This window comes from Paenibacillus sp. MAH-35, assembly GCF_058135425.1.
Genome location: NZ_JBYUPU010000043.1, coordinates 1 through 13,781, shown reverse-complemented (window position 1 = coordinate 13,781; position 13,781 = coordinate 1). Strand labels below are relative to the sequence as shown.

11 protein-coding genes and 1 rRNA gene are annotated in these 13,781 nt (G+C 52.9%); 2 read left to right on the top strand and 10 right to left on the bottom strand.

Annotation, left to right across the window (positions count from 1 at the left end):
• Window positions 1-53: 53 nt before the first annotated feature.
• Window positions 54-1,142: a PIN/TRAM domain-containing protein gene (locus AC3Y2E_RS28785; RefSeq protein WP_379216662.1), complete on the bottom strand. Its 1,089-nt coding sequence runs from the start codon at window positions 1,140-1,142 to the stop codon at window positions 54-56.
• 267 nt (window positions 1,143-1,409) lie between these two features.
• On the opposite strand from AC3Y2E_RS28785, the gene AC3Y2E_RS28780 reads away from it, so the two are divergent.
• Window positions 1,410-1,805, top strand: a complete 396-nt coding sequence (locus AC3Y2E_RS28780; protein ID WP_190931861.1) for a DUF1573 domain-containing protein — start codon at window positions 1,410-1,412, stop codon at window positions 1,803-1,805.
• 111 nt (window positions 1,806-1,916) lie between these two features.
• Here the strand turns inward: AC3Y2E_RS28780 and pssA are convergent, their stop codons facing one another.
• The 7 genes from pssA to AC3Y2E_RS28745 all read right to left on the bottom strand — a co-directional run bounded on the left by pssA (window position 1,917) and on the right by AC3Y2E_RS28745 (window position 10,102).
• Window positions 1,917-2,675 (bottom strand): CDP-diacylglycerol--serine O-phosphatidyltransferase, encoded by a 759-nt coding sequence (gene pssA / locus AC3Y2E_RS28775; RefSeq protein WP_190931860.1) that lies wholly within the window; start codon window positions 2,673-2,675, stop codon window positions 1,917-1,919.
• Window positions 2,676-2,774: 99 nt separating this feature from the next.
• A complete protein-coding gene (gene disA, locus AC3Y2E_RS28770; RefSeq protein WP_379216659.1) occupies window positions 2,775-3,851 on the bottom strand; it encodes a DNA integrity scanning diadenylate cyclase DisA in 1,077 nt (358 codons plus the stop codon).
• Between the two features lie 25 nt (window positions 3,852-3,876).
• On the bottom strand, window positions 3,877-5,244 hold the full coding sequence (radA, locus tag AC3Y2E_RS28765) for a DNA repair protein RadA (protein ID WP_190931859.1): 1,368 nt from the start codon (window positions 5,242-5,244) through the stop codon (window positions 3,877-3,879).
• Between the two features lie 223 nt (window positions 5,245-5,467).
• The gene (gene clpC, locus AC3Y2E_RS28760; RefSeq protein WP_190931858.1) at window positions 5,468-7,891 is read right to left on the bottom strand and encodes an ATP-dependent protease ATP-binding subunit ClpC; all 2,424 of its coding nucleotides are present in this window, start codon (window positions 7,889-7,891) and stop codon (window positions 5,468-5,470) included.
• A gap of 98 nt (window positions 7,892-7,989) precedes the next feature.
• A complete protein-coding gene (gene mcsB, locus AC3Y2E_RS28755; protein ID WP_190931924.1) occupies window positions 7,990-9,012 on the bottom strand; it encodes a protein-arginine kinase McsB in 1,023 nt (340 codons plus the stop codon).
• A gap of 62 nt (window positions 9,013-9,074) precedes the next feature.
• Entirely contained in the window at window positions 9,075-9,596 is a 522-nt protein-coding gene (gene mcsA, locus AC3Y2E_RS28750) for a protein-arginine kinase activator protein McsA (RefSeq protein ID WP_379216655.1), read from the bottom strand.
• Window positions 9,597-9,640: 44 nt separating this feature from the next.
• Window positions 9,641-10,102, bottom strand: a complete 462-nt coding sequence (locus tag AC3Y2E_RS28745; RefSeq protein ID WP_379216653.1) for a CtsR family transcriptional regulator — start codon at window positions 10,100-10,102, stop codon at window positions 9,641-9,643.
• Between the two features lie 441 nt (window positions 10,103-10,543).
• On the opposite strand from AC3Y2E_RS28745, the gene AC3Y2E_RS28740 reads away from it, so the two are divergent.
• Window positions 10,544-11,800, top strand: a complete 1,257-nt coding sequence (locus AC3Y2E_RS28740; protein WP_379216651.1) for a mannosyltransferase family protein — start codon at window positions 10,544-10,546, stop codon at window positions 11,798-11,800.
• A gap of 29 nt (window positions 11,801-11,829) precedes the next feature.
• Here the strand turns inward: AC3Y2E_RS28740 and AC3Y2E_RS28735 are convergent, their stop codons facing one another.
• Both AC3Y2E_RS28735 and rrf read right to left on the bottom strand, forming a co-directional pair.
• Window positions 11,830-12,942 carry a hypothetical protein gene (locus tag AC3Y2E_RS28735; RefSeq protein ID WP_379216649.1) on the bottom strand — a complete coding sequence of 371 codons (1,113 nt, stop codon included), beginning with the start codon at window positions 12,940-12,942 and terminating at the stop codon, window positions 11,830-11,832.
• A 713-nt stretch (window positions 12,943-13,655) separates the two neighbouring features.
• Window positions 13,656-13,772: ribosomal RNA gene (gene rrf, locus AC3Y2E_RS28730) — 5S ribosomal RNA — on the bottom strand.
• Between the last annotated feature and the right edge of the window lie 9 nt (window positions 13,773-13,781).

Sequence of the window (13,781 nt, the reverse complement as noted above, 5' to 3'; positions counted from 1 at the left end):
CTACCCCGCTGTTTACGTAATGATCGATACTTCCCATTCCTATCATAATCGTTTTACAGCGCTTTTTCCAACAGTTTCGGCTTGGCGAAGATCATCCGGCCCGCGGAGGTTTGCAGCACACTCGTCACGAGCACCTCAATCGTAGCCCCGATGTAGTCTCTGCCGCCTTCCACCACGATCATCGTGCCGTCGTCCAAATAAGCGACGCCTTGTCCGTGCTCCTTGCCGTCTTTAATCACCTGCACCATAATTTCTTCCCCGGGCAGCACGACCGGCTTGACCGCATTGGCCAGATCGTTAATATTAAGCACCGACACGCCCTGCAGCTCGCATACTTTGTTCAGGTTGAAGTCATTGGTGATCACTTTGCCCTGAAGAGCTTTGGCCAGCCGCACCAGCTTGCTGTCCACCTCGGATATTTCCTCGAAGTCGCCTTCGTAGATAAGTACCTTCACGTCCAGCTCTTTCTGGATTTTGTTCAAAATATCCAGGCCGCGCCGCCCGCGGTTGCGCTTGAGCAAGTCCGACGAATCGGCGATGTGCTGAAGCTCCTCCAATACGAATTCCGGGATAACCAGCGTTCCTTCAATAAATCCGGTTTTGCAAATGTCGGCGATACGGCCGTCAATAATGACGCTCGTGTCCAATATTTTGTGCTCGTCCTTTTGCGGGCCGCCCTTTTTCTTCTTGTCTCCGAACAAACACGACACGAAATGAACCAAATCTTCGCGCTTTTTGTACCCGATGCGAAATCCGTATACGCCAAGCACTCCGGTAAGCGCCCAAGCGGCCACTGTGCCGACCCATCCTGCTCCGGTCAATACCGGAACGAGCAGCACGGAGATGACCAATCCGAGAATAAGTCCGGTTATCCCTGACAGCAGTTCAAGCGACGGCGCTTTGGCCAAGCGGTCTTCCCAGCTCTGCATGCGCGACGCTCCGGACCCCAGCAACCAGCCGGACAGCCCGAGAATCAGAAGAGCGCCGATGGCTGCCGACCAGTACGGCTGGCCCCGTAATTGTTCAATTCCGAACAAAGGACTTCCAATACCTAACAAAAATTGCCCGATCGCTTCATTCCACCGATATCCAAGTAACCCTCCGATCACGGTCAATAGTAGTTGAAGCCGTTGTTTCGTCATACCTGGTTTCACCTCCAAATTCCAATTCATGTTTCCCATTACCAATTATGATCCAATTTGGGCGGCGCTATACGGAATGATTGGTATATTTGTCCAAACGGATCTGCTTTATGGCCTCCCGTATAGAGAAAAGGCTAGGCAGTTGGGGGGCTCTTCCTAATTCCGCGCATCCTGCCGTCCCGGTAACTTTCGGATACAAATTGAACTTTGCTTATGTTTCTTTTATAATGAACCTTAGTGATATTATGGAAACTCGGGGTGAATGGAATGAGCGGCTTAACATTAAAGCAGTTTCAAGAGCAAGTATCCGAATTGCTACTCCGTCACCGAAGTGTACTGGACGTTCTGTCCAAATCGCAGCAGTCGAGCGCATCCGTTAATCGCAGTGTCATCAAGTCCGTCACCGAATGCGGATGCATCACACTGCAAGCCAACAAACAACCTTATCCCGAGGACCTGTCGCTTGAAGATGCGAAGGCTCTCATCCAGACCCATATTAACGGCGAGCTGTGTGAGAACTGCGCCGATGCCATTACGGTACAGCTTGGCAAGCAACTGTTCTATTTGTCGGCCTTATGCAATTTGCTGGAGCTGGATTTGGACGACATCCTCGACAAGGAATCGAAAAAATGCTCCACGCTCGGGTTGTTTAATTTGTCCTGACAGCAGTTACTTCCCGCCGCTGTGCAACAAAAAAAGCATTTATTTTCTCGGTGATCCGGAAAATAAATGCTTTTTATCTTCGATATGGTCTTCTGTAAGCGAACGGGATAGTTACCCGTGCGTTTCGTTTTTCGTCGGTTCGTCCATGTTCTTCATCCGCTTGCGGCGGCGGAATAACCTTCTAGCGTTTTTTTTTAGACCGTTCAGTCCGTACAAGGCGTAGATAACCAGCGGGATAAAAATAAGCTTCGACAGAAGTCCCGGATAAATCACGGCAAGCGCGACAGCACCTGCGACAATGATCGGCGTCAGCCATATAGCGGTTTTGGGAATGCCTACCTTTTTGAAGTTCGGGTACTTGACGGTGCTCACCATCAGGAACGACAATACCAGTGTGCTCGCAAGCAGTACGGCCGACGGAATCTCGTTGTGGAACAGTGCAAGCGTGCTAAGAATGCTGCCTGCGGCCGGAATGGGCAACCCGATAAAGTAGCCGGGCATGCTGGATACGACATTAAAGCGGGCCAGACGCAGCGCTCCACAGATCGGGAAGATCGCGGTGACGATCCACGCCAAAGCTGAAGTCTCCATCTGTTGAAAAGCAACGACGTACATAATAAAAGCCGGCGCAACGCCGAACGAAATGACATCTGACAACGAATCCAGCTCTTTGCCGAACTCGCTTTGAGCATTTAACGCGCGCGCCACACGTCCGTCCAAACCGTCCAGAAGCATGGCTACGATAACAAAAATAGCGGCCAGTTCCGCATTGCTGTTATCCGCACCCGAATTAAACGCCAAAATAATTGCGATAATCCCCAGAAACAGATTACCTACCGTAAACATGCTGGGAATCGAATTTCTTATCATGAAAGGCTCCACCTCTAAATCATACTATGCCCCAATCGTTCGCAGAGCATGCTGCAAGCCCCTTGGGGATCGCGAACCTATCTTCTGATTGTAGGCAATTTAGATATGTCTGTCAATGAACAATTGCTCTTGGATCCGCTTCAGCCCTTCCTTGATAGCCCGAGCGCGTACTTCTCCGATCCCGTCCACCTCGTCCAGCTCCTCGATGGTAGCCATAACCGTGTGGGGCAGCCGCTCAAACCGTTCCACTAAATTATGGATAATGACAGCCGGCAGCCGAGGCAGCTTATGCAGCATCCGGTACCCTCTGGGAGATACCGTCTCCTCCATCATCGTATTGGTATAGGGGTAACCGAGCAGCCGGATTATATGCTGTTGGTCGAGAAGCTCCTCGGAGCTCATCCTCTTGAGCGAAGCCGATATCTCGCGCACCTTTTCTTCCGTGTATTCGCGGCAGTAATCTTTGATCAGCAGCAGCGCCTCGGCGTCGGTATTACCGACCAGCTCTTCGAGCTGCATGCTGATCAGCCGCCCTTCGGTGCCCAGCTCGTTGATATACCTTTTGATTTCGTTTTTGACGCGAAGCACCATCTCCAACCGCTGGATAACGTTCGCTACCTCATGCAGCGTGACAAGCTCCTCGAACTCGGACGCACCCAAGTTGGTGAACGCCTGATCGAGCACCGTTTTATATTTCTCCAAAGTTTGAATCGCCTGGTTCGCCTTCGTCAGAATGACGCCGATATCTTTCAGCGAATACCGGAGATTCCCCTGATAGACGGTGATCACGTTCCGCCGCTGGGAAATCGAGACAACCAGTTTGCCCGTCTGCTTCGCAACCCTCTCGGCCGTCCGGTGGCGAATCCCGGTCTCGATCGAAGGAATGGACGAATCCGGTATAAGCTGCGTGTTGGCATACAGAATACGTTTGATATCCTCGCTCAGGATAATCGCACCGTCCATTTTGGCCAGCTCGTACAAATAGTTCGGGGAAAAATCGCAGTTGATCGAAAAGCCGCCGTCCACAATCTCCATCACTTCCGGGCTGTACCCGACGACAAGCAAAGCCCCGGTCTTCGCCCGGAGCACGTTCTCAAGTCCCTCGCGGAACGGAGTACCGGGAGCGACCAGCTGCAAAATTTGCGTCATGACGTCCCGCTTCGTGTCTTCCTTCACCTCAGTAACCCCCTATCGCACCCGTTCATTCCAGTGCCGCCTTCAAAGCTTCGGACACCGTATCCACGCCTATAATTTCCAGCCCTTGGGGAGGCGTCCAGCCCTTCATGCTCTTGCGTGGCATAATAACCCGCTTGAACCCGAGCTTTTGCGCCTCTTTCACCCGCTGGTCGATCCGCGAGACGCCCCGAACTTCCCCGGTCAGGCCGATCTCGCCGAACACGACGTCGTACGGCTGGGTGGGACGGTCCCGGAAGCTGGAGGCGATCGCCACCGCAGCAGCCAGATCGACCGCAGGCTCATCCAGCTTGACGCCTCCGGCCAGGTTCAAGTAAACGTCCTGATTTTGCAGAAACATACCTACCCGCTTCTCCAATACAGCGATAATCAGAGAGAGCCGGTTATGATCAATACCCGCGGACATCCGGCGCGGGCTCGGAAAGTTCGTGCTGGAGACGAGCGCCTGCAGCTCGACGAGCACAGGACGCGTCCCTTCCATACTGGCCACGACAGTGGAACCGGATACGCCGAGAGGGCGTTCGGACAAAAACAGTTCGGACGGATTGGTCACTTCACGCAGGCCGGTCTCGACCATCTCGAAAATACCCATCTCGTTCGTCGATCCGAACCGGTTTTTGACCGCCCGCAACAGCCGGTACGAATGGTGGCGCTCCCCTTCGAAATAAAGCACGCTGTCGACCATATGTTCGAGCAGCCGGGGGCCCGCGATCGCCCCTTCCTTAGTCACATGACCGACCAGGACGGTAGCGATTCCTCTTATTTTAGCTATTCGCATAAAGTGCCCGGTGCATTCCCGAACTTGCGCAACGCTGCCCGGAGCTGACGTCACGGTCGGATGGAACACGGTCTGGATCGAGTCGACAACCATAAAATCGGGCTGTACGTTCTCGATCGCTTCTCCGATCATCTCCACATTCGTTTCGCACAACACGAACAAATGTTCCGACAGAGCTCCCAGACGATCCGCCCGGAGCTTGATCTGCCGGGTCGATTCCTCTCCGGATATATACAGCACCTTGAGCCCCATGGCGGCCAGCTGGTTCGAAGTCTGCAGCAGCAGCGTCGACTTCCCGATTCCGGGGTCGCCCCCGACCAGAATGAGCGAACCGGGAACGACACCTCCGCCGAGCACCCGGTTGAGCTCGTTCATTTCCGTCAAAATCCGCTTTTCGTGGCTGCTTTCTATATGTATGATCGAGGTCGCCTTTTCTTTCGTCTGGGTCAGCGAGGACTGGAATCCTTTTGCTTTTCCGGTGATCTCGATTTCTTCCACCATCGTGTTCCAGGAGTTACAGCCGGGACATTTGCCAAGCCATTTCGGGGATTCGGTTCCGCATTCCTGGCAGCAAAATTTCGTTTTCGTTTTCGACATTATTCATCCCCTCACTGCCTCATATTATCCAAAGTGTACCATTACCAGGAACCAATGAAAACCCTGCTTTCATCAATTCCTTTCAGCCGTTGTGGAATACCGCCTTATAGCTCGCCAGACGCAATAAAGAGCCCCTGCTTCCCCAGCCCAGGGAAGCAGGAGCCCCTTACGGGCACTGCCGATAATCGGATTGCTTAGGTTTGGTTCGGGGTCGGACTTGTCGTTAGTGTTTCTGGACGACTAGTTCCCCATCTACTTCGTCGATCGTCAGCGAATCGCCTTTGGCGATGTTGCCTTTCAGCAGCTCTTCGGACAGACGGTCCTCGATATGCTTCTGGATCGCTCTGCGCAGCGGTCTCGCGCCGTAGGTCGGATCGAATCCTTCCTTGGCGAGAAACGCCTTGCCTTTATCCGTGAGCGTAAATTCCACTTCCTGCTCGCGCAGCCGCTTGGCCAGCTCGTCGGACATCAGGCTGACAATCTCGGCGATATGAGATTCTTCGAGCGAATGGAACACGATGATCTCATCGATCCGGTTCAAGAACTCCGGACGGAAGCTTTTCTTCAACTCGCCCATCACTTTGTCCTTCATGTTCGAGTAATCGCGTCCGCTATCTGCTGCCGCCATGAAGCCAAGCGTCGAGTTTTTCTTGATCATTTCGGCCCCGACGTTCGACGTCATGATGATCAGCGTATTGCGGAAGTCAACCGTACGTCCTTTGGAGTCGGTCAAGCGGCCGTCTTCCAGCACTTGCAGCAAGATGTTGAATACTTCCGGATGCGCCTTCTCGATCTCGTCAAGCAGGACGACCGAATACGGCTTGCGGCGCACTTTCTCGGTCAGTTGGCCGCCTTCTTCATAGCCGACATATCCCGGAGGCGCTCCGACGAGGCGGGAAGTCGAGTGCTTCTCCATATATTCGGACATATCGATGCGGATCACCGCATTCTCATCGCCGAACAGCGACTCCGCAAGCGCGCGGGCCAGCTCGGTTTTACCTACTCCGGTCGGACCCAGGAAAATGAAGGAGCCCATCGGACGCTTCGGATCTTTAAGCCCGGCTCTGGCGCGGCGGATCGCCCGGCTGACCGCCTTAACCGCTTCTTCCTGGCCAATCACGCGGTTGTGCAGGATGCTCTCCATCTTGAGCAGCCGCTCGGTTTCCTCTTCCGCCAGCTTGCTGACCGGAATGCCGGTCCAGCTGCCTACCACCTGAGCGATATCTTCAGGCGTCACTTCGGAATCGGTGCGCCCTTGCTTTTCTTTCCATTCGTTTTTGGTCAAATCGAGCTCGTCGCGCATTTTCTGTTCGGTATCGCGGAGCGAGGCCGCTTTCTCAAACTCCTGGCTTTGCACCGCCGCGTCTTTCTCCTTGCGGACGTTCTCCAGCTGAACTTCCAACTGCTTCAAGTTCGGCGGTACGGTGTACGAGCGAAGCCGCACTTTCGAGCTGGCTTCGTCGATCAGGTCGATCGCTTTATCCGGCAGGAACCGGTCGGTAATGTAACGGTCGGACAGCTTCACCGCCTGCTCGATCGCTTCATCCGTAATTTTCACGCGATGATGCGCCTCATAGCGGTCGCGCAGCCCGTGCAAGATCTGAATCGCTTCCTCCGGAGTAGGCTGATCGACCGTGATCGGCTGGAATCTGCGCTCCAAGGCTGCGTCTTTCTCGATATATTTGCGGTATTCGTCCAGCGTGGTCGCCCCGATGCATTGCAGCTCGCCTCTAGCCAGAGCCGGCTTCAAAATATTGGAGGCATCGATCGCTCCCTCGGCGCCGCCTGCTCCGATTAGCGTATGCAGCTCGTCAATGAACAGGATAATGTTGCCGGCCGCACGAATTTCATCCATAATTTTTTTCAACCGGTCTTCGAATTCGCCGCGATATTTCGTGCCGGCTACGACCGACCCCATATCCAGCGTCATCACGCGCTTATCGCGCAGCGTCTCCGGAATTTCGTTATTGATGATTTTTTGGGCGAGCCCTTCGGCAATCGCCGTTTTCCCGACGCCGGGCTCCCCGATCAGTACCGGGTTGTTTTTGGTCCGGCGGCTAAGCACTTGGATCACGCGCTCGATTTCTTTGCTGCGTCCGATGACCGGATCCAGGTTGCCTTCTTTGGCATATGCCGTCAGATCGCGGGCCAGGCCGTCCAGGGTCGGCGTATTAACGTTCACCGCCGTCGAATGGCTGGATGAAACGGCCTCGCTGCTGCCCAGCAGCTGGAGCACTTGCTGGCGCGCCTTATTCAGGCTGACGCCGAGATTGTTCAGCACGCGTGCCGCTACGCCTTCTCCTTCACGGATGAGACCGAGCAGGATATGTTCGGTGCCCACATACGTATGACCCAATTTGCGCGCTTCGTCCATCGACAGCTCGATCACCTTTTTGGCTCGCGGCGTGTAGGCGATGCTGCTTGGCTGCTCCTGTCCTCTGCCGATCAAGGACTCCACTTCATCCTGAATTTTCTCCAGACTCAGACCCAAAGCGACGAGCGCCTTGGCGGCGATGCCTTCTCCTTCACGGATCAGGCCGAGCAAAATATGCTCCGTGCCGATGTTGTTGTGGCCCAGTCTTACCGCTTCTTCTTGAGCGAGAGCGAGCACCTTTTGAGCGCGTTCAGTAAATCTCCCAAACATCATGGAAAGCACCTCCAACGGATTCTATAGGAAACATGTAAGAAACGGATAGGAACATTAAACTTCGCTATTCTTTATTAAACACCGTATACTTGAACGATTCATTCCGAGCCGGTAATTTTATCGCGGATCAATTCCGCCCTGCGAACATCCCGGTCATCGGCCGATAACTTTGCCCCGGCGTATTGCTGCAAAAATCCGGGCTGAGTCATCACCATTAATTCGTTCAGTATATTCGGCGATACATGCGCAAGCAACCCGAGGTCGACACCAAGCCGAACGTCTGACAACCGCTGTGCGGCCTCCTTGGAATCCATAATGGAAGCATAGGACAAGATGCCGTAAGAACGGTTCACCCGGTCGGATATACGCATGCGCGATTCAGCCAGCAGCTTCTGGCGGGCAGCCCGTTCATGCTCGATGATCTGCTTTGCGACTCCGTACAGATTGTCGATAATTTCTTGCTCCGACTGTCCCAGCGTAATCTGGTTGGAGATCTGAAAAAGGTTGCCGATTGCCTCGCTGCCCTCGCCGTACAGTCCCCGTACCGCAAGCCCCACCTGATTGATTGCCTGCAAAATCCGGTTCATCTGCTGAGTGAGCACAAGCGCGGGCAAATGCATCATCACGGATGCGCGAATGCCGGTACCTACGTTCGTCGGACAGCTTGTCAAAAATCCTCGCTGCTCGTCAAAAGCGTAGTCGACCTCCGACTCGAAAATATCGTCGATCTGATTGGCCAGATCCCAAGCCTCGCGAATCTGGAAGCCTGGGCTGAGACATTGAATCCGCAGATGATCTTCTTCATTGATCATAATGCTGACCGATTCGTTATCGTTAATCATCACGGCGCCGTTACGCGATTCGTCCGCCAGCGCGGGACTGATCAGATGTTTTTCCACCAGCACCCGTTTCTGAAGCTCATCGAGCGAATCCAGCTTGTATAGGGCAAATCCGCTTACCGTACTAAGCTCGTCGCTGTCCAGAACGCGTACGATCTTCTCCAGCACCTCCCCGGATTGCTGGTTGGTCGCCAGCATCGGGAAAGGGAGGGAACGCAAGTTGCGGGCGAGCCGGATTCGGGTACTGATGACCACGTCCGATTCCGGGCCTCTTCCCTTCATCCAATCGCTGAGCGCATTCTCGAATATATTCGTCCGATCCACGATGGTATGCCTCCTTGTCCCTACACGTTTGAACCGTTAAGCTTCGTCTCGAGTTCGCGGATCTGATCCCGGATCTTGGCCGCTTGCTCGAATTCTTCGCGGGTAATGCTCATCTGCATCTCTTGCTTCAGCTTGTCGATTTCCCGCTTATATTGAATCAGGCCTCCGGTGCGCTTAGGCACTTTGCCTACATGTACCGTGTTGCCGTGCACTCTTTTGAACAACGGATCCAGCCTGCCGGAAAATTGCTCGTAGCAGGAGCTGCATCCAAAACGTCCGATTTTACTGAACTGGCTGTACGTCAGTCCGCATTGCTCGCAGCGTAGCTGCTGCTGCTGCTTGGCCCCGATCGCCTGAGCGGGATCGAAATCGAGCAGTCCTGACAGCAGATTATGGATGGAGAAGCCGTTCGGCGTTCCCGGAATCAGCTCGCCCTTTTCCCGGGCGCACGATTCGCAGATGTGAAATTCGGTTTTTTCCCCATTCACAATTTTCGTAAAATGCAGCGTTGCCGGTCTCTTATTACATTCTTGGCAGAGCACAGGAGTCCCTCCTTTGGTATCGCCGTATCGAACCGAATGGTTCTTTACTTGCTAAGCAAAGTGATCAGCATGGCCTTAAGCAGCCTTGCCCGAACCTCGTCGCGCAGCGGAAGCTTCAAATTCAGCACGTCCCGGGATACGGCAGCCTTCAGCATGTCCGCCTCCCTGGCCGTAATGAAACAGCCTTCCTTCAGCTGGTATACGATGCCTTCGGCGGAAGCTTGATCGATCTGAATGCCCACTGTGCGAAAAATGTGCGCATGGATCGCTTCCTTGGACGGCAGCTCCACCTTCTGTATGCGGATATATCCTCCGCCGCCCCTCTTGCTCTCGACCACGTACCCCTTCTCAAGCGTAAACCGGGTACTAATCACGTAGTTGATCTGCGAAGGAACGCATTGGAACCGTTCGGCTAGCTCGCTCCGCTGCAGCTCTACGACTCCATCCGGGCTTTGCTGCAAAATGTTCTTCAGATATTGTTCGATGATATCAGAGACATTACGCATCTAAAGAACCTCCAAATGAAAGTTGTGCAGCCGAAGCCATAACTGAAAAGTCTGAAAGTTTCGTCTCATTGACTTTGACTTTCTTTGACTTTAACAACATTATATACGGTTTTCCCACGTTTGCCAAGTATCCGGATTACAAATACTATTAGAAAACCATCCGATGCATACGTCAAATTAACGAAGGCTTAGTTCGCGCCAGTGGATTAGCGGGGCTGCGGTGTCGATCGCTTCTTTCCCGTTTCTGATTATAAGTATATACATAAATACCCCGCTTTACCGTTGAAGAACGCTCCAATTGATGCTTTTTTTCCATGCATTAACCAAATCTTCACTTGGGAAATTCGGCCTCAATCGGGCTCAATGGTATAATATAGACTGACAGCGGGGTTTCGAACAGAGCGAACAGGAGTAATGAAGCAGGAAAGGAGCCGAATCATCATGGAAACCGGATTGACCCGAAAGGCGATTATATCGATCTTCTTACTTGTTATTATAAGCCGGGCTGCTTTAGCCTTCACCGGATACATAGGCATCAACTTATTCGCCTCCTACACCGAGCCGGCTGTATACGAGAACCAGGCCCCGGGCGTTATTCCCGAAACGGCAATGAAACTTCCGCATCTGTTGAAGGAGACGGAAGGATTTAAGTTGTCGCATATCGCCACGTTTGACAGTTACCTCTATTTGAAAATTGCAACCCAAGGTTACGACAAGTATGCCATAGACGAGCCGCATCCGCCCGCCAACTGGGTTTTTTTCCCGTTATTTCCTCTGCTTCTTTATGCATCGGGTGCGATCGTCGGGTTATTTGCTCAAGTCGATTCGGCTATATTGGGCATGCTGCTTTCGAATCTGCTGTTTTGCCTGAGTCTCATTTACGTGTACGCCCTTAGCCTCAAACACGGCCTGAACGAACGACAGGCGCGAACGGTCTTGATTTTGATGCTGCTGTATCCAACATCCGTATTTTATTCGCTGCCTTATACGGAAAGCTTATTTCTCCTTCTGTCTGCGGCTTCTATTTATTATGCTACGGACAAGCGGTATGCTCTTGCCTTTTTGGCGGCAAGTTTATCTACCGTCACTCGGGTTCCCGGCTTTATCAACTTATTTTTCGTAGTTGGGACCGTCATCCTGCATGAAGGATTTCCGTTGACGAAACGGTACATCAAGCCGGTGCTGTACGGCCTGCTCTCTTTAGTGCCAATGGGCTTGTACTTGTTGTACATGAAATACTTGACCGGCGATTTCCTGGCCCCGTTCCACGAACAAAGCTTGAGCTGGTACCGGTACACCGCCGCCCCGTTTACCAATTACGTGAATTACTTTGATAAGCCTTACTTTATGGCGCCAGGCGGCTGGGACAACGGTCTCATCGCTTTCGTGGTATCTACCGCCGTGTTTATCGTGTATTTGACGTACCTGGGCGTCAATGGGAAGAACATGATCCGGCAACCTCATCGTCTGCTGTTATGGGTATACGGCGCTTTGCTGATCGTTATTCCGTTTTCGAGCCAGCCTTGGTATTTGGCCAGCGTCGTCCGGTACATGATGGTATGTATTCCATTTTATCTGTATCTGGTCAAACTGACTGCGAATCGGGAAAATGTGCTGTTCGCCTATCAAATCTTCTTCGCCTGTCTCAATGTTATTACGACGATCGGATTTTTCAACGGTTATTCGTTTATGGCCTAGACTCGAGCTGTCCAGACCATCCGGAGCGTCTATTCGAACGGCTCCCCGTCCCCAACTGCTTCCGTGCGCACCAAGATCATCGTCTGTGATTGCAGATCGGGTTTGAACGTATATCGCAAATAACCGTCGTGCCCGCCTCCCCCTCCGCCGTACGTGATCAGGTAGTTATTCTCCACGATCGGTTTGGTGGAGGGGAGCACGTAAAACGTATTCGAAGTATTGCCGTCCTTCAGCTCGAACCGGAACGGAAACGCCCCCTCTTCATCAACCCCATACATATAAAAGGACACTCCATGACAATCGGCGTAAGCCGGGATCAAATAAAAGGCTTCAAAGTCATCGAATTCCAATACCCCCAGCGGAATCGGTTCTAAAGAAGGATAAATCAGCGACGGAATCGGCTCGGCAGACAACGACGTTTGCCCTCCTTCGTCAGGAAGAAAATAAGTGCGATACGAGGCCTCAAACCGGTAATCGCTCTCCCTGCCCAAGCACGAGTAGGAACCCAGCGGCTCAATCTGCTCCGTATCGTCAGGCAGCACGACCAATCGGCCGTAGCGGGAATCCCCCTCGGCACGAGCGCGAGGCATTTCTTCTGTAATCAGCAGCCCCCGCTTCCCCGGATTCGGGTCCTCGTCTTCGTTCTCCAGCCCAATACTTACGACCCGACCTTCTTTCATCCTAATCTGTACAACCGGCTTGTAAAATCCGCTTCCTGCCTGTTCAGAGCCCCTGATCCAAAAGTTCCTTACCAGTCCTTCAGCAGAAGTGCCGTCTACCGGGCGGTATACCTTCAACAGTTGTTCCAGGTTGTCTCCGATCGCCAGCTTCGGCGCTGTTCGTCTGTCGCTCAGCACGGAAGGCGAGCGTTCGTGGATGCGGATCGAGACGGCCCCTCCCGGAACTTCATTCTCGCCCGTGCGATAAAACAGAACATACATGTCCTGATCGCGATAATACCACTGGGGGTAGGGCGTACCTCCCGCCTGGGAACGCTCCGTCGGCTCCCCCAGCATGGCCCGTACTTGTTCCTGCGTATCGCCAAGCCGGATACCGCCTATCGCTGTGTCGATTCGGGATACAGGTCCTTTTCCTACTTCACGGCCGTTTTTGACGAGGCGGATGTCGGCCGCATGTTCCATCCTATCGTCATCCGAGTCATGCTTCTCATTGCTCGTTAATTGGACGGGGGACAGTACTGGTGAAGGCTCCCGGCGATTTTTACCGTCTGTCGTCATTTGCGCCCAGCCATAAACCAACAAAAGGATTATTAGAGCTAGACCCATTAACGAAATCCATCTGGATTCGCGTATGGAGAAGGCGGAATTGGATACCCGCCGGCGATGATTTGATTGTGGTACAGCAAGCCGGATCTCAGCGGCTTTACTGGATGGCTTCTCTTGGGGGATGCTTCCATACCTTTCGGGTAAGAACCGGTTCATTGTTCGTACTCCTCTGTAAGGGGTGTCTATCGTATTTTCAAGCAGGTGCCGGGTCACAGATCCTACCCATATAAAAGACTGCATGGCGATACAAAAAGTTACGTGCTGTTTGGAAAATTTTATCGTGTTGCTTGGATGTAGGCAGACTGAAGCGAATGACGCTGTTTGATAGAGGAGGCGAGGGTATAGCCGATGAGGTTTACAGTAGTTTGAAAGTAGCGAGATGGTTGTTGGAATAAAACTTATATCGAAACCATTCATGAATAGAGCGAGCGCCGGGTTTTTCTTGAACCGTCGCTGCAGAAGGAATCATTGGAGTCTCCTGGCTTCCCCGCATTGATTGGCGTCAAGGAGCATGCCTCCGTATAAACAAAAAAAGCCTTCAAGGTGTGACACCTTTAAAGGCTTTTGCCGCTTGGCAACGTCCTACTCTCCCAGGACCCTGCGGTCCAAGTACCATCGGCGCTGGAGGGCTTAACGGTCGTGTTCGGGATGGGAACGCGTGGATCCCCTCCGCCATCATCACCAAACGATTATGA

Excerpts from the sequence above, each read along its gene's own strand:
- pssA (WP_190931860.1), bottom strand. The coding sequence starts at position 2,675 with ATGATAAGAAATTCGATTCCCAGCATGTTTACGGTAGGTAATCTGTTT.
- AC3Y2E_RS28740 (WP_379216651.1), top strand. The coding sequence starts at position 10,544 with ATGGAAACCGGATTGACCCGAAAGGCGATTATATCGATCTTCTTACTT.
- AC3Y2E_RS28780 (WP_190931861.1), top strand. The coding sequence starts at position 1,410 with ATGAGCGGCTTAACATTAAAGCAGTTTCAAGAGCAAGTATCCGAATTG.
- AC3Y2E_RS28735 (WP_379216649.1), bottom strand. The coding sequence starts at position 12,942 with ATGGAACATGCGGCCGACATCCGCCTCGTCAAAAACGGCCGTGAAGTA.
- clpC (WP_190931858.1), bottom strand. The coding sequence starts at position 7,891 with ATGATGTTTGGGAGATTTACTGAACGCGCTCAAAAGGTGCTCGCTCTC.
- mcsB (WP_190931924.1), bottom strand. The coding sequence starts at position 9,012 with ATGAAGGGAAGAGGCCCGGAATCGGACGTGGTCATCAGTACCCGAATC.
- AC3Y2E_RS28785 (WP_379216662.1), bottom strand. The coding sequence starts at position 1,142 with ATGACGAAACAACGGCTTCAACTACTATTGACCGTGATCGGAGGGTTA.
- AC3Y2E_RS28745 (WP_379216653.1), bottom strand. The coding sequence starts at position 10,102 with ATGCGTAATGTCTCTGATATCATCGAACAATATCTGAAGAACATTTTG.
- radA (WP_190931859.1), bottom strand. The coding sequence starts at position 5,244 with ATGTCGAAAACGAAAACGAAATTTTGCTGCCAGGAATGCGGAACCGAA.